Origin of the sequence: Lederbergia citrisecunda (genome assembly GCF_018343695.1) — a bacterium.
Classification (GTDB): domain Bacteria; phylum Bacillota; class Bacilli; order Bacillales; family Bacillaceae_C; genus Lederbergia; species Lederbergia citrisecunda.
Genome location: NZ_JAGYPJ010000001.1, coordinates 2,240,451 through 2,260,557, shown reverse-complemented (window position 1 = coordinate 2,260,557; position 20,107 = coordinate 2,240,451). Strand labels below are relative to the sequence as shown.

Annotated in this window: 18 protein-coding genes; 10 read left to right on the top strand and 8 right to left on the bottom strand. The window is 36.3% G+C overall.

The window, feature by feature from the left end; genetic code table 11:
* Positions 1-151 precede the first annotated feature (151 nt).
* Positions 152-1,450, top strand: coding sequence for an alpha-glucosidase/alpha-galactosidase (locus KHA93_RS11355; protein ID WP_213110827.1), 1,299 nt, complete (start codon positions 152-154; stop codon positions 1,448-1,450).
* 37 nt (positions 1,451-1,487) lie between these two features.
* On the opposite strand, the gene KHA93_RS11350 is transcribed toward KHA93_RS11355, so the two are convergent.
* Complete coding sequence (locus KHA93_RS11350; RefSeq protein WP_213110826.1) at positions 1,488-2,120, bottom strand: YesL family protein; 633 nt, start codon at positions 2,118-2,120, stop codon at positions 1,488-1,490.
* Between the two features lie 223 nt (positions 2,121-2,343).
* Here KHA93_RS11350 and KHA93_RS11345 point away from each other — a divergent pair, with 223 nt between their 5' ends.
* From KHA93_RS11345 to KHA93_RS11310, 8 genes are all read left to right on the top strand, one after another.
* Positions 2,344-3,333 (top strand): LacI family DNA-binding transcriptional regulator, encoded by a 990-nt coding sequence (locus KHA93_RS11345; RefSeq protein ID WP_213110825.1) that lies wholly within the window; start codon positions 2,344-2,346, stop codon positions 3,331-3,333.
* A gap of 28 nt (positions 3,334-3,361) precedes the next feature.
* Positions 3,362-4,663 carry an ABC transporter substrate-binding protein gene (locus KHA93_RS11340; RefSeq protein ID WP_233711130.1) on the top strand — a complete coding sequence of 434 codons (1,302 nt, stop codon included), beginning with the start codon at positions 3,362-3,364 and terminating at the stop codon, positions 4,661-4,663.
* A gap of 72 nt (positions 4,664-4,735) precedes the next feature.
* Positions 4,736-5,605 carry a carbohydrate ABC transporter permease gene (locus KHA93_RS11335; RefSeq protein WP_213110824.1) on the top strand — a complete coding sequence of 290 codons (870 nt, stop codon included), beginning with the start codon at positions 4,736-4,738 and terminating at the stop codon, positions 5,603-5,605.
* Complete coding sequence (locus KHA93_RS11330; protein ID WP_213110823.1) at positions 5,595-6,476, top strand: carbohydrate ABC transporter permease; 882 nt, start codon at positions 5,595-5,597, stop codon at positions 6,474-6,476. Before KHA93_RS11335 ends, KHA93_RS11330 begins: the two co-directional genes overlap by 11 nt.
* Before the next feature lie 186 nt (positions 6,477-6,662).
* Entirely contained in the window at positions 6,663-7,130 is a 468-nt protein-coding gene (locus KHA93_RS11325; RefSeq protein WP_213110822.1) for a CarD family transcriptional regulator, read from the top strand.
* Between the two features lie 159 nt (positions 7,131-7,289).
* The gene (locus KHA93_RS11320) at positions 7,290-9,008 is read left to right on the top strand and encodes an ABC transporter ATP-binding protein (RefSeq protein WP_213110821.1); all 1,719 of its coding nucleotides are present in this window, start codon (positions 7,290-7,292) and stop codon (positions 9,006-9,008) included.
* Between the two features lie 17 nt (positions 9,009-9,025).
* Complete coding sequence (locus KHA93_RS11315) at positions 9,026-10,849, top strand: ABC transporter ATP-binding protein (protein ID WP_233711511.1); 1,824 nt, start codon at positions 9,026-9,028, stop codon at positions 10,847-10,849.
* Between the two features lie 127 nt (positions 10,850-10,976).
* Positions 10,977-11,546, top strand: a complete 570-nt coding sequence (locus tag KHA93_RS11310; RefSeq protein WP_213110819.1) for a DUF7010 family protein — start codon at positions 10,977-10,979, stop codon at positions 11,544-11,546.
* A gap of 117 nt (positions 11,547-11,663) precedes the next feature.
* Here the strand turns inward: KHA93_RS11310 and opp4C are convergent, their stop codons facing one another.
* From opp4C to KHA93_RS11275, 7 genes are all read right to left on the bottom strand, one after another.
* Positions 11,664-12,563 carry an oligopeptide ABC transporter permease gene (gene opp4C, locus KHA93_RS11305; protein ID WP_213110818.1) on the bottom strand — a complete coding sequence of 300 codons (900 nt, stop codon included), beginning with the start codon at positions 12,561-12,563 and terminating at the stop codon, positions 11,664-11,666.
* A 12-nt stretch (positions 12,564-12,575) separates the two neighbouring features.
* A complete protein-coding gene (locus KHA93_RS11300; protein WP_213110817.1) occupies positions 12,576-13,526 on the bottom strand; it encodes an ABC transporter permease in 951 nt (316 codons plus the stop codon).
* 131 nt (positions 13,527-13,657) lie between these two features.
* On the bottom strand, positions 13,658-15,331 hold the full coding sequence (locus tag KHA93_RS11295; protein ID WP_213110816.1) for a peptide-binding protein: 1,674 nt from the start codon (positions 15,329-15,331) through the stop codon (positions 13,658-13,660).
* A 92-nt stretch (positions 15,332-15,423) separates the two neighbouring features.
* On the bottom strand, positions 15,424-16,452 hold the full coding sequence (locus KHA93_RS11290; protein ID WP_213110815.1) for an ABC transporter ATP-binding protein: 1,029 nt from the start codon (positions 16,450-16,452) through the stop codon (positions 15,424-15,426).
* Positions 16,449-17,432 (bottom strand): ABC transporter ATP-binding protein, encoded by a 984-nt coding sequence (locus KHA93_RS11285; protein WP_213110814.1) that lies wholly within the window; start codon positions 17,430-17,432, stop codon positions 16,449-16,451. The genes KHA93_RS11290 and KHA93_RS11285 overlap by 4 nt, the downstream gene beginning before the upstream one ends.
* A 438-nt stretch (positions 17,433-17,870) precedes the next feature.
* Positions 17,871-18,017 carry a lmo0937 family membrane protein gene (locus tag KHA93_RS11280; RefSeq protein WP_213110813.1) on the bottom strand — a complete coding sequence of 49 codons (147 nt, stop codon included), beginning with the start codon at positions 18,015-18,017 and terminating at the stop codon, positions 17,871-17,873.
* A gap of 385 nt (positions 18,018-18,402) precedes the next feature.
* The gene (locus tag KHA93_RS11275) at positions 18,403-18,720 is read right to left on the bottom strand and encodes a thioredoxin family protein (RefSeq protein ID WP_213110812.1); all 318 of its coding nucleotides are present in this window, start codon (positions 18,718-18,720) and stop codon (positions 18,403-18,405) included.
* A gap of 212 nt (positions 18,721-18,932) precedes the next feature.
* Here KHA93_RS11275 and KHA93_RS11270 point away from each other — a divergent pair, with 212 nt between their 5' ends.
* Positions 18,933-20,099: an FtsW/RodA/SpoVE family cell cycle protein gene (locus tag KHA93_RS11270; RefSeq protein ID WP_213110811.1), complete on the top strand. Its 1,167-nt coding sequence runs from the start codon at positions 18,933-18,935 to the stop codon at positions 20,097-20,099.
* Positions 20,100-20,107 lie beyond the last annotated feature (8 nt).

Below are 20,107 nucleotides of genomic sequence, written 5' to 3'. Positions count from 1 at the left end.
TATGAGCAATATTTTACCCTTCTTTCATATGTTTTTACCATTGTAAGTGAGTAATATTACTTTTATGATGGATATATCAAGCATTTTAACATATTGCTACAAAAAAAATATATAGCAATATGTTACATATTTTATAAATGGAGGCTTTGAAATGTCAAAAATTACTTTTCTAGGCGCTGGGAGCTCAGTTTTTGCTAAGAATGTTCTTGGTGACTGTATGTCTGTTCCAAGTATCCAAGGTTTTGAATTTGCGTTATTCGACATTGATCATGAGAGATTAAAAGACTCAGAAAATATGTTGAATAACTTAAAAGAGACGACAAAATCGAGCGTTACTGTAAAGGCTTACACTGATCGTAAAGAAGCTTTACGTGGTGCTAAGTATGTAATCAATGCTATTCAAGTAGGAGGATATGATCCTTGTACGATTACTGACTTTGAAATTCCTAAAAAATATGGTTTACGCCAAACGATTGCAGATACACTTGGAATTGGTGGGATCTTTAGAAATTTAAGAACGATACCAGTTATGTTGGACTTTGCAAAAGATATGCAAGAAGTTTGTCCAGATGCATGGTTCCTAAACTATACAAACCCTATGGCTGTTCTTACTGGAACAATGATCCGCTATGGCGGCATTAAAACAGTTGGACTTTGCCACAGTGTTCAAGTATGTGCTGACCACTTACTTAAATCACTTGATATGCCAACAGATAACTTGCATTGGAAAATTGCGGGTATCAACCATATGGCGTGGTTATTAGAAATTGAGCGTAATGGCGAGGACTTATACCCAGAAATTAAGAGACGTGCTGAAGAAAAACAAAAAACAAAGCACGATGATATGGTTCGCTTTGAATTAATGAGGAAGTTTGGTTACTATGTAACGGAATCCTCTGAGCATAATGCCGAGTACCATCCATATTTCATTAAGAGTCGATATCCTGAATTAATTGACCAGCTAAATATTCCTCTTGATGAATATCCGCGTCGCTGTGTGAACCAGATTGAAGGCTGGAAAAAGATGCGCAATGATTTAGTGAATAATAAAAACTTGGAGCATACTCGTTCACATGAATATGGATCATACATCATCGATGCAATGGAAACGAACATACCATTTAAAATTGGTGGAAATGTATTAAACACTGGTTTAATCACAAATCTCCCAGAAAAAGCAGTTGTTGAAGTACCGTGTCTTGTTGATAGTAGTGGAGTTACTCCAACTTTTGTCGGTGATCTACCTGAACAACTTGCAGCGTTAAACCGTACTAACATCAATACACAACTTCTTACGATTGAAGCTGCCATTACACAGAAAAAAGAACATATTTATCATGCGGCAATGCTCGATCCACATACTGCGGCAGAATTATCATTGGATGATATTGTTTCCCTTTGTGATGATCTTATTGAAGCGCATGGCGACTGGTTGCCAAAATTTAAATAACAAGCAAATAGGCTACCCTAAATGGGTAGCCTACTTGTTAACTAGCTTCTTGAGTTTCTTGGTTTAATTGGATCAGAGATTCGATTCTATTAAATGATCTATGGCATAGTGCATAGATTAAATAAAAACCAATGCTCCAAATAATAATAGTCGTCATAGGGATAAAGTAGCTAATAACGGCCGTTAATAGAAAAATAATCCCACAAAGCACTGTAACCCAGAGCTGACTAATAGAAAAAAAGAAAGAATTTTTTATTAGGATTACAAAGCGTGTATTATAATGAACCATCACAGGAAGTAGATAAACGGAAGTCATTAAGAAAAATAAGCAAATAAATGACAACGCGGAAACCATAACCACCTTAACTGTTCCTGACATTTGCAAAGTAATCATAAAGTTAAAATAAAACATGAGTGCAAACAGAAACCAGACAATTCCCAACAGAAAGCTTTGTAAGAAGTTTTCTTTAAAAAAGGAAAAGAACGGTTTGAAAACTCCTGTATCTTTTTTCTGAACCCATTGTCTTACGACTCCATACATTGCGGCTGTGGCAGGGAATATCGTAATGATCGGTAAACACATTATGAACCAAAGTAAATTTAACAAGAAAAAGTTCGTAAACTTCTCCAAAAATCGATATAAACCGCCATCAATACTGAAAATATTCATAGTCCACACCCTTTTATTTAATATCTATGTTATTCAAAAATAACATGTTTATTTTATAAAGGCAATGCGTAGAAAAGAGAAAAAACAGAATTTTTTTATTAGAAAAAATTGTATTTAACTGTTGATTAATTTGAAAGTCTAGATTATTATGAAACTTGTAACCGCTATCTGAAATCGATTTCAGGTTTTGGGTTTCAGATTTTATTTCGCAGGGAGGAGGAATATGCCGACAATTTCCGACGTTGCTAGACTAGCTGGACTATCAAGAGCGACTGTATCTAGAGTAATTAACAATCATCCGTATGTTTCAGATGCTAAAAAAGAATTGGTTTTGAAAGCCATGCGGGATTTAGGGTACATACCTAATTCTGCAGCACAAAATTTGAGGAAGCAGAAAACTAATATCATAGCCGTCTTGGTCCCAAAACTGACAAATCCTTTCTTTGCATATTTAGTTGAAAGTATAGAAGAAAAAGCTGCTGAAAATGGCTTGCAAATATTAATCTGTAATACTAAATATGATAAGAAAAGAGAATTAGAATTCTTACGGTATTTGAAAACAAAGCAGGTTGATGGCGTTATAATGACATCAATTGAAAACGGCTGGGAAGTAATTGAAGCAGTTATTTGGAGTGGCCCCATTGTTCTCTGCAATGAATATAGCGCAAAAGCAAATGTACCTTCCGTCCGTTTAAACCAACTTCAAGGAGGGTATATGGGAACCTCATATTTGCTTAATCAAGGGTACACGAAAATCGGTTATTGTTGGGGTGGAATCCTAAGTGGACTTGCACACGATCGTTTTTTTGGTTTTGAACAAGCCATGACAGAATCAGGATTGTCTGTGAATAATAACTGGCTGTTTGAAAGCGCCTTCTCTATTGAAGACGGCAGAAGAATTATGAATGAAATTGCCAAAATGGCAGATAAACCTAATGCTCTATTTACTGGGAGCGACGAAGTAGCCGCCGGAATCATTTCCGAGGCAAAGAAATTGGGATTAAGAGTTCCAGAAGATATTGCCGTCGTTGGTTTTGATGATCAGCCAATATCAGAAGTGATAGAACCGGCTCTTACAACAATTCGTCAACCTATTAAAGAAATTGGAGCAAAAACGATGGAAGTTATGATCAACTTACTTTCAAATGAAGAGAAAACTACAGCAAAAATTTACGAACTTCCATTAGAACTAATTGCAAGGGAATCAAGCTAAATCAAAAATAAACTAGGGGGATTTCTGAATGAAAAAGAAATGGACGTTGTTTAAAGTTATACCGATGTTTCTTATTTTGTTGTTAGTAGTTTCCGGCTGTGGTGGAAGTAAATCTGGCGGTTCCGGGAAAAAGGTAGAGTTATCAATGGCTGCATGGGGGAACCCTGCTGAAATAAAAGTGTATCAAAAAGGTCTTGATGCGTATGAGAAGCTTAATCCAGACGTAAAGATCAAATTAGTCCCTGTACCGGGCGATAACTATGAGGAAAAACTATTAACAGAGCTATCTGCTGGTAAATCACATGACATTTTCTATGTCGGTGACAATACGATGCCAAAACTCGTTGAAACTGGTAAAATTGCGGATTTAACGGAGTTCCTTGATAGTTCTGCAAGTTATGTAAAAGCTAGTGACTTTGCAGACGGATTATGGGGAGCTGCTCGTAAAGATGGAAAAATATACGGTGTTTCTGTCGATAATAATCCGTTAGTCATGTACTATAACAAAAAGGTTCTTGCTGATGCAGGTATCGATAAATCACCTCAAGAGCTTTATGATGCTGGCGAATGGAATTGGCAAGCATTTGAAGACATGACTGGAAAAATCAATGCAGCTGGAAACAAAGGTTTTGTTGCGGATGGTTGGACTGCACACTTATTCTCATGGGCTTGGTCCAATGGCGGACAATTATACGATGATAATGGAGACTTTATTTTAGAAGATAATCCACAAGCTCAAGAAGCATTTAAATTCCTTGAAAGAAACATTAAAAAAGGTAACTTCACATATGCGGGTTCACTACCTAAAGGACAAGGTGCAGACGCAATGTTTATGTCCAACCAAGTTGGCTTTGTAGCAGCTGGCCGTTGGTTAACTCCAATGTTCAGTGAAAACAAAACACTTGAATTTGATTATATTCCATGGCCAACAAACACTGGGAACAAAATGGAGCCTGCTGCGATTGCGATTGCTTATATGTCAGTTGCAAAAGATTCCAAGCATGTGGAAGAAGCAATGAAATTTATGTCTTTCTATACTTCAGCTGAAGGACAAAAAGCCCGACTTACTGGTAACGGAAATGCCGTTCCATCTGTAAATGGTGTTGACGAATTAATCACAGACGATGCGATTCCAGAACATGCAAAATATTTAATTGATGCTCGTGAAATAGGTGTTGTTGAAGATAAGCAAGTTCAAATTCCAGGCTTGGAACAAGAATTACGCGATATCATGGAATTAATGTATCTTGGAAAACAAGATGCAGATAAAACAATTGCAGAAGTATCGAAAAAGGCAAAAGAGAAGATCGCTGAGCATAGGTCCAAGTAATTAACATCAAGATGAAAAATTGAAAGAAAGGGGATTCTACCCTTTCTTTCAATAGTTTGAGAGGGTGAGTTTATGAGGAAGAATAATACTTTTTGGGGATATTTCTTTTTAACGCCGCAATTAATCGGTCTTCTTGTTTTTTCACTTATTCCACTTGTGTTTGCACTTGTTCTAAGTTTTATGAAATGGGATGGATTTGGGGCTAAAACATTTGTAGGATTAGGTAACTTTATTGGTCAGTTTCAAAATCCAGTGTTTTGGAAAGCTTTATGGAATACAACACTTTACACGATCCTTACTATTCCAGTTGGTGTAGCATTATCACTCCTACTTGCTCTTGCTTTAAATAGAATTAAAGGTAAGGAATTATATCGTGTTTTCTTTTTTATGCCCGTCGTTACAAGCTCGGTTTCAATTGGTGTCATTTGGATGTGGATTTTAAATGGTGACTTCGGAATTTTAAATCAATTTCTCGGCTATATTGGAATTGAAGGACCACAATGGCTAACGGATACAAGATTAGTCATGATTTCAATCGCCATACTTAGTATTTGGTGGTCAGTTGGATATAATATGGTCATTTTTCTTGCAGGACTGCAAGGTGTTTCCAATAGTTATTATGAAGCGGCAGAAATTGATGGAGCCTCTAAGTTTCAAAAATTTAGACATATTACATTGCCGCTTATTTCACCAACTACTTTTTTCGTCTCAATCATGTCCCTTATAGGCTCGTTTCAAGTTTTCGACCAAGCCTTCGTTATGACAGGTGGGGGCCCGGCAAAATCGAGCTACACTCTAGTATTCCATGTATATGAAACCGGCTTTAGGAATTTTAAATGGGGGGAAAGCTCCGCGGTGGCAATGATTTTGTTTGTCATCATCTTAATCTTTACACTCATTCAATTTAGAGTTTCTAAAAGGTGGGTTCATTATGAAGGCTAGTACAGTTGAATTAAATAAAGGTCCAGTGGTTGTTAGAAAAAAGAAATTCAAATTTAAGTTTTCAACGCTCTTGTTACATTTAGCTATTATAGCAGGTTCGTTAATAATGGTTTTTCCATTCTTGTGGACAATTAGCAGTTCATTAAAAGATATATCACAAATCTTTATTGTCCCTCCAGAGTTTATTCCAAAACCATTTGTTTGGTCGAATTATCCTGCCTCGTTACAGGCAATGCCATTTGGATTGGCATATTGGAATAGCTTTTATATTACTATTTTAGTAGTAGGTTTCCAATTATTTACCGGCTCCATGGCTGCGTACGCATTTGCTAAAATTCGCTTCCGGGGATCGAATTTGTTATTTGTCTTCTTCTTGGCTACGATGATGATTCCGAAGCAAGTTACGATGATTCCTACATTTATGATTATGGATTCTATTGGCTGGCTGGATACACATTTGCCACTCATTGTCCCAGGTGCATTGTTTAACGCGTTTGCTGTATTTTTATTAAGGCAATTCATAATGGGGATTCCGAATGAATTGGAAGAAGCGGCTGTAATGGATGGTGCAAGTCCGGTTAGAATTTATTGGAGTGTTATTCTTCCTTTAATTAAACCAGCCTTGGCTGCTGTCGGTATCTTCATTTTTATGGGGTCGTGGAATAACTTCCTTGAGCCATTGATCTATTTAACGACACCAGAGCTCTTTACAGTTCCTTTACTATTGAACTATTTTAAAGGACTTTATGTAACGGATTGGGCTCTTATGATGGCTGGTTCAACGATTTCGATTATCCCTGTATTGGTCATTTACATTATTGCACAAAAGCAAATTATTGAAGGGGTAGCGTTAACCGGGATTAAAGGTTGACTACTTTATTACCGAGAACCTTGGGTATCATACCAAGGTTCTTTTTTGTCTTTTACAATTGGAAAAAAAGCATTTTTTTGCAATGAAAGTATTGACTATAATGGTTAAGAGGTGTTATATTAATATATTTGCTTAAATTTTCATTAAGTGTTAAGCTTAATATATCGAGAATTTAGGAGTGATGAATTGTTTCAAATTGGTGATAAAGTGTTTTACCCAATGCATGGAGCAGGTATCATCAAGGCCATTGAAGAAAAAGAAATACTAGGTGAACGACGAGAGTATTATGTAATTTCTATTCCTATCAGTAAGATGAATATTATGATACCATTGAAATCAGCTGGAACAATGGGAATAAGATTAGTGGTTGATAGAATTACGCTGAAAAGCATTCTTTTTGATTTCCATAATGAAGAACCAACTTGTAGTCTTCCGTGGAAGGAAAGATACAAACAAAATATGGAGAAATTAAAGACTGGAGATATGCTCGATGGTGCTGAGGTCGTCCGGGATCTATTGTATCTCCAAAAAGACAAGGTTCTCAATACGAGTGAAAAACAAATGCTAAATGATGCATCCAAAATATTAATAAGTGAACTGAGCATCATTAAAGACATAAGCGAGACACAGGCTGCAGATTTGTTAATCATATAGAGGAACAGATGGATTCTCTTACACAGAGAGTCCCTTTTTTATGCAGAGATTTTTTTATAAAAATTGATGCTCATTCTATCTAAATAAATATATTGACTCAAGGAATTATTAGAAATAGGATAGACTTAACTCAGATTTTTAAGGATGTGATTTTGGAGCATGTTAAAAACATTAAGGTCTTACATATGGCATATAATCGCCGTCATCATATTAACACTGGCAGCGATTTTACTGGAATTATTATTGCCTACATTAATGGCAAATGTTGTTGATATTGGAATTGTAAACGGTGACATCCCATACATAGTTAAGACTGGCGTTTATATGATTCTCAGTGCCATTGCAGCTGTATTTCTGACAGTAGGAGTGTCTTTTTTCGCTTCAAAAGTGGCGCTTGGGTTTGGCAGAGACGTTAGGCGGAGCTTATTTGTGCATGTCGAAAATTTTTCATTGCAATCATTTGAAAAAATTGGGACAGCTTCATTAATCACAAGAACGACGAATGATATTAAGCAAGTGCAGGATGTTCTAAATATGATTTTAAGAATGATGACACGTGCACCATTAATGTTAGTTGGAGGTATCATTCTCGCAGTTACGAGAGACCCAAGCTTATCGCTTATTTTCTTGGCTGCTTTGCCAATTCTGGCATTGCTTATTTTTGTTATTTCAAGAAAAGCAATTCCATTGTTCGTATCTTTACAAAAAAAGACCGATCAACTTAATCTTATTGTACGTGAAAATTTAACCGGAATCCGTGTAGTTCGGGCTTTTAACAAAGTGAAATTCGAGAAAAATCGCTTTAATATGGCAAATGAAGATTTTCGTGATACTGGGATTAAGGTTAATAAGCTAATGGCGCTTATATTTCCTGTTATGATGATTGTCATGAATTTTACGAGTATTGCAATCGTTTGGTTTGGTGCTATTCGAATTGATAATGGTTTGCTGCAAGTAGGGAATTTAATGGCGTTTTTACAATATGCGATGATGATATTATTCTCTTTAATCATGCTGTCGATGGGGTTCATTATGATTCCACGCGCACAGGCGTCTGTAAAAAGAATTAATGAAGTATTAACTATGAAGGCAGAAATAGAGGACCCAGAAAATCCAAGAGAAATTTCGGATATGAAGGGATTTGTTGAATTCCAAAATGTAACTTTTCGTTACGAAGGTGCTGAAAAACCGGTACTTGAGAATATTTCATTTAAGGCGCAGCCTGGAGAAACAACTGCAATTATTGGTAGTACAGGATCTGGAAAATCGACTCTCGTAAAATTGATTGCTCGTTTTTATGATGTCGAAGAAGGTGCCGTCTTGATCGATGGGATTAATGTTAAAGAAATGACGCAGCAAGACCTTCGTAATAAGATTGGTTATGTTCCACAAAAAGCTTCTTTATTTAGTGGGAGTATAACGGATAATCTTCAGTATGGAAAAGAAGATGCGAGTGAGAAAGAGATTAAGGATGCTCTTGAAACAGCCCAGGCAATAGATTTTGTGATGGAAAAAGAAGATGGCATTCATGCAAATATAGAACAAGCAGGAGCCAATTTGTCTGGTGGGCAAAAACAGCGACTTTCGATTGCCCGTGCACTAATTAGAAAGCCTGAAATCTATTTATTTGATGATAGCTTTTCCGCTTTGGATTATAAGACTGATGCAAAATTAAGAGCTGCACTGAAGAATACAACAGATGATGCGACCATCATTCTAGTTGCGCAACGTGTTAGTACTGTAATTAGTGCAGATCAAATCATTGTAGTGAATGAAGGGAAAGTAGCTGGGATTGGCACACACCGTGAATTACTAGAAGAAAATAAAATTTATCAGGAGATAGTATCATCACAACGGACAGAGGAGGAGGGCGCATGAGTAATAACCAAAGAAGAATGGCTCCTCCTAGAAGACATGGTATGGGCGGACCTCCTCATATGATGCATGGAGAAAAGCCAAAGGAATTCAAAAAGACGTTAAAGCGGCTAGTAGGATATTTAAAGCCTCGAAAGTACCAATTAATATTAGTCGCAATTGCAGCCATCTTTTCAACATTATTTAATGTCGTTAGCCCTAAATTACTCGGGAATGCAACGACTTCAATATTTGCGAGTATAACAAAAGGAACGGGAATCGACTTTCCGTTTTTAAGCAATTTACTGTTGATACTAATCGGATTATACGTATTATCCGCTCTTTTTGCCTATTTACAACAATACATTATGGCTGGAGTTTCACAAAGGACAACTGCTGAACTTCGTCAAGCCGTGAATGAAAAGCTGACGAAACTTCCTCTCCGTTATTATGATCAGCATCCACATGGGGACGTGTTAAGCCGAGTTATTAATGATATTGATAATATTAATAATTCCATTCAACAAGCATTATCACAATTAATAACATCAGCAATTATGATTATCGGAACTATCATTATGATGCTTCTGATCAGTCCGTTACTAACGCTGGTTGCACTTGTGACATTGCCACTAGGTGCGTTCGCGATTCGCTTTATCGCTTCATTTTCACAAAAACATTTTGTAAACCAGCAAAAAGAACTTGGGAATGTAAATGGACATATTGAAGAAATGTTTTCGGGTCATCAAGTTGTAAAAGCTTTTGGACAAGAGAAAGCATCGATTGAAAAATTTGACCAAATGAACGAAAGATTATATGAATCTGGATGGAAAGCTCAGTTTATTAGTGGCATTATGATGCCTCTTATGACATTTATCGGAAATATAGGGTATGTGTTTGTCAGTATCGCCGGTGGGATTCTCGTATTAAACAGAAGTATCTTTTTAGGGGATGTTCAAGCTTTTATTCAATATACTCAACAGTTATCACAACCGATGGCTCAAGCTGCTGGAATTGCCAATATGATTCAGACAGCTCTTGCCTCAGCGGAGAGGATTTTCGCATTGTTGGATGAAGAAGAAGAGAGGGTGGAAGAACCTCACCAGGTTAATTTTGATAATCTTAGAGGAAACATTTCATTCGATCATGTTCAATTTGGATATGAGCTTGATAAGCCTGTCATTAAGGATTTGTCTTTAAATGTAACATCAGGGCAAACAATCGCCATTGTCGGTCCAACTGGAGCGGGAAAAACTACGATTATCAATTTATTAATGAAGTTTTATGAGATAGATAAAGGCAATATAACGATTGATCATATTAGTCTTCGTGAGTTATCTCGAGAACAGGTGAGGTCGATGTTTGCAATGGTATTGCAAGACACATGGCTTTTCAATGGAACGATTCGAGACAATATTGCTTATGGCCGTGATGGTGCAACAGACGATGAGATTTTACAGGCAGCAAAGAACGCCTACGCAGATGACTTCATAAGAACATTGCCTGATGGATATGATACAGTTCTAACAGAGGATGCTTCAAATATATCTCAAGGGCAGCGACAATTATTGACGATAGCAAGGGCGATTTTAGCGAATCCAAAAATTCTAATTTTAGATGAGGCGACAAGTAGTGTTGATACGAGAACAGAAATGAATATTCAGCTTGCAATGAATGAGCTTATGGTCGGACGCACGAGCTTCGTCATTGCTCATCGACTTTCAACGATTCGAGACGCCGACATTATTTTAGTAATGAATGATGGCGATATAATCGAAAAAGGATCACACGATGAATTAATTCGTCAAAATGGATTTTATGCAGATTTATATAGAAGTCAATTTAATGAGGCAGATGTTGGATAGGAAATTGCCTGATATAGAACCCATTGAGTTATTTTTATACTCAGTGGGTTTATCTTATTATTGGAATATTTCTTCCAATCAGACATTTATTTGGTATAATAGGTAAAAAGAACCAATGGGGGGCAAAATGAATTATAGAGATATGACCTTAGAAGAGCTACAAAAGGACTTAATTAATGAAGCTCAAAAGGGGCATCCATTTTTTCTTGCTGGTGCAATTTACTGGTTGTCTATGGGGATATTAGGTTTTTTTCTAGATGGACAAAATCTTGCATTAATATATTTATTAGCAACGGGTAGTATTTTTCCATTGGCGATTTTATTAGGAACTATGCAAAAGATTAACATTCTATCAAAAAACCCACTAGGAGTACTTGGTGGAATTATCGGGGGGATTCAAGCATTTTATTTGCCAATATGGATTGTCGTTTATATGAAACATTATGAATGGCTCCCTATGGTGATTGGCATTCTAGGTGCTTCACATTTTCTACCATATTTATGGATTTACAAAAGCCGAGCATACTTGTTTTTTACAATCGCAATGGCTCTTGTTTCCTTTATCTTTGGCTATGTTCTAATTGATCAAGCATTTTTATCTCTTCCGTTTATACTGATGGCTTTGTATGTAGGAATGGTCTTAGCTCTAAAAATGGAAACGAAAACGTTTAATAATAATACTTCACTTCATATATGAAAAATAAAAATGTACAAGCTTCGTCTAGCGTATTGAGATAAATGATGGGCTTGGGTAAGTTGATTATGACTGCCAATTATAATAAAAAAGCCAGGAACAAATTCCTGGCTTTAAAGATCAGTCACCTTTAGGATCCAATGCATCACGTAACCCATCACCAACGAAGTTAAAGCATAAAACGGTAATCAAGATGAGTAGGCCTGGAAATGTAGGGTACCATGGAGCTTTTAATAGTACGGTATAGTTTTGTGCGTCTTGAAGCATATTGCCCCAGCTTGGTGTTGGAGGTTGAACTCCTAATCCAAGGTAGCTCAAAGCTGCTTCAGAAAGAATAACTCCACCAACTAATAGAGTAGCTGCTACGATGATAGGGCCCATAGCATTCGGTAGTATATGACTAAAGATAATTTTGGATGCTCTCGTTCCAATCGTCCTTGAGGCGAGTACAAATTCTCTCGACCTTAACGATAAGAATTCTCCACGAACTAATCTCGCAGTGCTTGTCCATGAGGTTAGAGCGAAAATGATGATCAACTTATCCCAACCTGGTTCAAAAATCGTTACGATCGTAATTAGTAAAAATAAACTTGGGATTGAGATAACGATATCTACGAATCTCATAAGTACGGCATCAATAATACCGCCATAATAGCCGGCAAGTGCACCAACGGTCGTACCAATGATAAGCGCTCCAGCAACTGAACCAAAAGCAACGAGTAAGGAAATTCTCCCTCCAAATAGAAGACGAGAGAAAATATCACGCCCGAAGCGGTCAGTACCAAGCCAATATTCAGAGCTTGGAGGTTTCAATTTATCTTTCATGTTCACAAGTTCAGAGTCGTGAGGTGCAATCCATTGTGCAAGAATGGCTGCAAGAATAATGATTACTAAAATAATCGCACCAATTACCGCTAATTTATTTTTAAAAAATTTACGGAAAAAAATTCTTGTTAATGTGTCCGGTTTTTGTTGATTGGGATTTAATTCGAGTTGATCTATTGTAGAATTTGTTGTCATATTAAATCCCCCTTAATACTCAATTCGCGGATCAAAAATTGCATATAGAATATCCGCTACTAAATTTCCGATAACGACAAATACTGCAGAAATGACAGTAAGCGCCATAATGACTGGATAATCACGTGTAAATGCCGATTCAATAAACAAACGACCTAGGCCTGGCCAACTAAACACGTTTTCTGTTATAGCTGCTCCACTTATGAAAGATGGAATCATAAGGCCAAAAATTGTAATAATCGGAATTAATCCATTTCTAAGTCCGTGTTTTAATACTACTTTATTTTCTTTAAAACCTTTTGATTTAGCAGTCCGAATATAATCCTGTTGAAGGACGTCAAGCATACTTGATCGAGTATAACGTGTTAAAGCAGCCATATCAGCAGCAGCCAATACAAATGCTGGCATGATTAAATGGTGAATTCTATCCCAAATACTAAATGGAGCATTAAGTGTCGCTACGCCACCAGTTGGGAACCATTTTAATTTCAATCCAAAAAGGATAATCATCATAAGACCAAGCCAAAATCCCGGAGTTGCTACACCGAGAAAAGAAGTGACAGTTACGGTGTAATCTCGTATCGTATATGGCCTCATGGCAGAAAATATGCCCAGAGGTACGGCGATGAGGATTGCAAGTATAGTGGATACACCCATGAGTAATAAAGTATTTGGTAAACGAGCCATAATCATTTCACTGACAGGAACACCTCGTTCAATGATGGAAGTTCCAAAATCGCCTTGAACCATTTTACCAAGCCATACGACATATTGTTTAGGAACAGGATCGTCTAAGCCGTATTTTTCTCTAAATTTTGCTTGATCCGCAGGTTTTAAACTTGGATCCATCATTAATGTTGTGGGGTCTCCTGGTGCTAATTGAATAATGGCAAATGATAAGATCGAGATACCGAGCAATAATGGTATGGCCATCAGCGTTCGACGAATAATATAGGAAATCATTGCCTATTCTCCTTCCGATTGAATCATCTATCTTATATATACGGCTATGGAGCAGTATATTAGTTTTCGAGTTAATAATCAAAAGAAAAAGGGGAAGAAGACAAACCATTTCCCCTTTTTTTCAGAACTTCTTATTTCTTTAACCACCATTTGTTTGGATGATAAATATAGTTTTTAGCATGGAATTCATATCCTTGAAGCTCAGCTGGCATTGCACGATATTCCTCTGGATAGTAAAGGAAGCTATATGGTTGATCTTCTGCAATACCTGCTTGGATTTCTCCAATTTGTTGTTTACGTTTTTCTTTATCTCTTTGTTGTAATTGCTCATCCATTAATTTATCTAATTCTGGATTAGAGTAAGCACCGAAGTTTAATCCTTCTTCGATTTCTTTAGTAGCGAAAATACCACTTGGATCTGGATCTGTTGCAAGGCTCCAACCTAGAACGATTGCTTCAAAGTTCCAAACACCTGGATCAAGATCAGCAATTAAAGAACTGAATTCAACGATTTTAGGTTTAACTTCAATACCAACTTCTTTCAATTGAGCTTGAAGAAGAACCGTAATATCTTCACGTACTTTGTTACCTTGGTTTGTTTTTACTTCAAATGAGAAACGTTTTCCATCTTTTTCAAGGATGCCGTCAGCACCTGGTTTCCAACCTGCATCAGCAAGCATTTGCTTCGCTTTTTCAGGATCGTAACCAAATTTAGGTACATCAGGATTGTAAGCCCAGCTTAATGGACTTTCTGGAACGTCGGCAACTTCACCTTTTCCGTCCATAATTTCATCAACGATTTGTTGACGATCGATTGCATGAGTAATGGCTTGACGAACTTCTTTATCTTTAAATAGGTCATTACGTAAGTTATAACCTAAGAAAGAGTAAGAAAGAGCAAGACCATGTTCAAGTTTGATTCCAATAGAATCTGCAAAACTTTCAACTGTTTCAACATCAGATTGAGGAACTCCAGCCCAGAAATCAATGTCTCTGTTTTGAAGTTGAGTTAACATTGCGTTTGCATCTGGAACAATTTTCATTGTAATAGTATCTAAGTGTGGGCGACCTTGATAGTAGCCATCAAATGCTTCCACTTTTACATATTCACCTGGTTTGTTTTCAACGAATTTAAAAGGACCAGATCCAATAGGTTTCTTTGTATTAAATTCGTTTTCGCCAAGTTTATCAATTGGAACATCACCGAGGATATGCTTAGGAAGAATTCCGAAGCTTAATCCAACAGAAGGGAACTGAACATCCACTTTCTTAAGGTGGAATTTAACAGTTAAATCATCTACTTTTTCAACGCTATCTAAAGCTTCAAAATAAGACTTACGAGGACCATCATAATCTTTGCTTAATGGAATATCGTATGTGAATACAACGTCATCAGCAGTTAAAGGCTCGCCGTCATGGAATTTAATTCCGTCGCGAAGTTTAACTGTATAAGTAAGACCGTCTTCTGATTCTTCTACACTTTCAGCCATTGCATCATCTGTAGTAGGATTGAATTCTAAGTCTGAGCCAATTAGGCTGTCATAAATAAGAGCTTCAACGTCAGAGCTTACGCTGTCGTTTGAATATAATGGGTTAAATAAAGTTGGTTTACCATTTGACCCAATAATTAAATCTCCGCCATCAACTGGCTTTTCCTCTTCTTTTGCAGGTTCTTCAGATTTACCGCCACCCGCGTCATTTCCTTTGTTATTGTCTTCTGGAGCAGCATTATTGCCACCACAAGCAGCCAAAAACAAGGAAAGTACAAGCATCATGCTTACTAAAAGCCATGCAGGTTTTTTCATTGTTTTCCCCCCATAATAATTTACTTAATTTACAGTATTTCACAACGACCTAAAGATAAAAATGCATCTCCCCCTTTCAAGTGTTCATTTAGTTACTTATCTTGATATAAATGACAAGCAACAAAATGTTCTGGTTTTATCTCTTGAAAATTAGGGGCTACTTTTCTACAAATGTCCATAGCCATTGGGCATCGTGTATGGAATACACATCCTGTAGGCGGATTTGCTGGACTAGGTAGCTCTCCTTTTAAAACAATTCTTTCGCGTGCTGGAACACCTTTTTTTCTAGGTACAGGCACAGCAGAAAGAAGTGCTTGCGTATAAGGATGCAAAGGTTCTTCATACAAATCAGATTTAGGAGCCAATTCCATCATTTTTCCAAGATACATAACGCCGACACGATCACTAATATGACGGACGACACTCAAATCGTGGGAAATGAATATATAAGTAAGACCAAAATCGTCTTGTAAATCTTTCATCAAGTTAATAATTTGTGCTTGAATGGATACGTCAAGGGCTGAAACAGCCTCGTCAGCAATGATTAAATCAGGATTTAAAGTCAAAGCACGAGCGATTCCGATTCTTTGACGTTGACCACCTGAAAATTCATGCGGATAGCGGTTGATAAATGATGGATTAAAACCAACACGATCGAGTAATTCCGCTATCTTCTCATCACGTTCTTTACGATCATACATTTTATGAGTGATCAATGGTTCACTTAAAATAGATTTCAATGTTTTCCTTGGATTCATTGAAGCATAAGGATCTTGGAAAATCATTTGAATGTTTTTACGTACGGATCGACGTAATTCTTTTTCAGACATTTTAGAAATATCTTGGTTCTTAAAAATGATATTCCCATCTGTCGGTTCGTACAACCGGATAAGTGTTCGACCTGCAGTTGATTTACCACAACCCGATTCACCAACAAGTCCGAGAGTTTCTCCTTTTTTTACATAGAGAGAAACCCCATCTACTGCTTTAACATGTCCAACGGTACGTTGGAGAACTCCTGCTTTAATAGGAAAGTGTTTTTTTAAATTATTTACCTCTAACAAATATTCTGACTTTTTGTCGTTGGAGAGGCTTGTTTGATTCTCTGCGATAGTTGTCATACTGTAGCCTCCTCTTTGTCGTATAAAAAGCAGCGAACTGATCGTTTTCCATCAATGGACATTAAGCTTGGTACTTCTTGGAGGCAACGATCGAAAGCATGTGGACAACGAGGTGCAAAACGGCAACCTTTTGGGAAATTGTCTGGTGAAGGTACATTTCCTTTAATCGGGAGTAAACGTTCTGTGTCTCCATCAAGTGATGGAATGGACTCCATTAAACCAACTGCATAAGGGTGTAGCGGTTCGTCAAAAAGATCTTCTACAGATGCTTCTTCCACTACTTGACCACAATACATAACAAGCACTTTATCAGCGATGTCAGAAACCACACCTAAATCATGGGTAATAATTAAAATAGATGTATTTGTCTTTTTACTTAACTCTTTCATCAAATCTAAAATTTGTGCTTGAATGGTTACGTCTAGTGCAGTAGTAGGCTCATCTGCAATAAGTAATTTTGGATCACAGCTCATTGCGATAGCAATCATGACACGTTGTCTCATACCACCGGATAGACGATGCGGATAGTCATGAATAATTTCTTCAGCACGAGAAAATCCTACCATTTTTAATAAGTCGATTGCTTTATGTGTAGCTTCTTTTTTAGACATCTTTTTATGGTAAATGAGGACCTCTGTAATTTGCTCACCAATCGTTAAAACAGGGTTTAACGATGTCATCGGCTCTTGGAAAATCATAGAGATATCATTACCTCGAACTTTACACATTTCGTTTTCTGACAATTTTGCTAGATCTGTTCCATTAAATAAGATTTCCCCGTCTACAATTTTTCCAGGAGGACTTGGGATTAATTTCATAATGGAAAGAGAGGTAATACTTTTTCCTGATCCCGATTCACCAACTAGGGCGACAGTTTCACCTTTGTTGATTTTTATATCAACGCCGTCAACAGCTGGGATTACTTTTTTTCTATTGAAAAAATGTGTCTTTAAATTTTTGACTTCCAATAATGTAGTCAAATAAAGTCACCTTCCTTGTACTAAGACTATTTAACTATAAATCACGATATTAATAGATTGTATAATAGATATAAAAATTGCTCAATAAAATAAATCGTTTTCAATAAAAAAACTATTATTCCAATATATTAAAGTTTTCAGTAAAATGTTGTTTCTCATATGTATATTATTACAGATTATTTACGAATACAATAACTTTTTTTAAATTTAATATAGTTATACGTATACTTATTTATTATTTTTGTATGAAAGAATTATGCTTATTAGGTAAAATATAGCAATTCGTATGTACTATTATACAAAGTTTGTTACTGTTTAAAGTAGCTTTTGGCTGTTGTGAATTTTGAGGCGAACAGGAAAGTAATTATAAAATAATTTACATAATTATGCAAAACAACCATAAATTTTAAAAGCCGCTCCAATATAGGAACGGCTTAATTATTTCGCTCTTTTACCTGCTATGAGGTTGAAGACGAAAAGTACGAGAGCGACGATAAGTAATATATGAATGAGTGCGCCCCCAATTTTTGCAATAAATCCTAATAACCATAGTACTACTAATATTCCGATAATAGTCCAAAGCATAAATCAAAATCCTTTCGCTTTCAGTATTTTGGAGCTTACATTTAAGTTACCCAAAGTATTTCTTATTAAAACTTCATGTGCTATTGGAATATAAGATGGAGAATAATGTTAGTATTTATAAATTTTATTGATGGAGAATAATGTCGGAGGTGAAAATCAGCAATCAATTAGATTCACATGAACTATATGAGGTAAGAGAAATAAATGCAAGTTGTTATAACAGCCACAAGTAAAGCAATCCAAACAATTGGCAGTTTATATCAGCCAGTACAGCAACTGCAATTCCCTTATTATGCCTCAGCAACATTTACAATAAACTTAAAAATAAACACGAGAGAATAAAAAAGCCAGGTATCTCGATAGATGACCTGGCCTTCAAAATCATTTATTTAACACTTTCAAGAAATTCATTTACTTGTTCTGGTGATTTTGCGTTAGCACTGTGTAAATGAGCTGTTTTTTCTCCGTTTTGGAAAATAAGTAAACTTGGAATACCCATGACAGCATATTTTTCGGCAATTTCAGGGAAATTATCACGGTTGATCTGATACCATGTGTACTGTTGATTTGCTTCGACGATATCCCCGATAAACATATCCATTCGTTTACAATCCGGGCACCACCCTGCCTCAAACTTTACAATCACAGGCTCGCTGTTAGAAACAACATCTTCAAATTGATCTTTACTTTTAATTTCTTCCATATATATCCCTCCTATTATTATCTTATAAGGTCTGAACGAGCAATTCAATTTTCAAGCATTTCGTCAATATTATGAAAACCACAAATTGCTTCTTTTTATATTTTGTTTCATTCAGTATAATGTTAAGATGACTAAGGATTATTCTTAGGTGCTGAGCTAAACAACAAAACCTAATTGATTTCTTTTACATACTAAAAAGAGGAGACGAAGTGATGACTTCTCAAAAAAAACCAATTCCTAAAATAGATTACGGTATTATTTTATCATTAATGTTATTGACGATGTTCAGTTTAATTACAATATTTAGTGCCCAAAAATACGAACAATATGGCGCTACGAATTTTGTTTTGCAACAAGTCATGTGGTACGTCATAAGTACGATAGCTATAATTGTAATTGTGCAATTGGATTCAGAGCAGATGAAGAAAATAGCATGGTATACATATGGTATCTGCTTGCTTTCATTAATCGGCTTATACCTCGCTCCAGTTCCTGATGATTGGATTAGAAATGGCGCAAAAAGCTGGATTATCATACCAAAGGTAGGTGCCATTCAGCCATCAGAATTCATGAAGGTTTTTACAATTATCATGCTTGCAAAAGTAACAGCTAGCCATAACGTAAAATTTATTAACAAAACAGTAAAAACAGATTTTTGGTTATTAATAAAATTAGGTATCATTACGGCCGTTCCTGCTGCTGTCATCCTTAAACAACCAGATTTAGGAACTGCACTCGTATTCGGGTGTATTTTATTAGCAATCATTCTTGTATCAGGTATATCGTGGAAATTATTATTCCCACTTTTTTCCTCAATGGCCGTTTTACTTGGAGTCGTACTTTATATAATGATTTTTCAACATGAACTTTTGAAAGGAATATTGGCAGATCATCAATATAAACGAATTTATTCATGGTTGGATCCATATTCATATCGATCAGATGAAAGTTTTCAGTTAGTGAAATCCCTTCTTGCGGTTGGGTCAGGTCAAACAACTGGAAAAGGATACAGGCATGGCGAAGTGTATATGCCGGAAGCCCATTCTGACTTTATTTTTAGTACAATTGGTGAAGAATTTGGGTTTATTGGCGGAAGTATTGTAATTAGTTTATTTTTTATGCTTATCTATCAAATTACGAAAACGGGAATTGAAACAAAAAACCCTTTTTATTCATATATTTGTGCAGGCGTAGTAGCTATGATTGCGTTCCACGTATTTGAAAATATTGGCATGACAATAGGCTTGGTGCCTATTACGGGGATTCCACTTCCATTTATTAGCTATGGGGGAAGTGCATTGCTTGGAAATATGATGGCGGTCGGTGTGATTCTATCGATACGCTACCATTATAAAAAATATATGTTTTCCGATGATTAAGAAGGCTG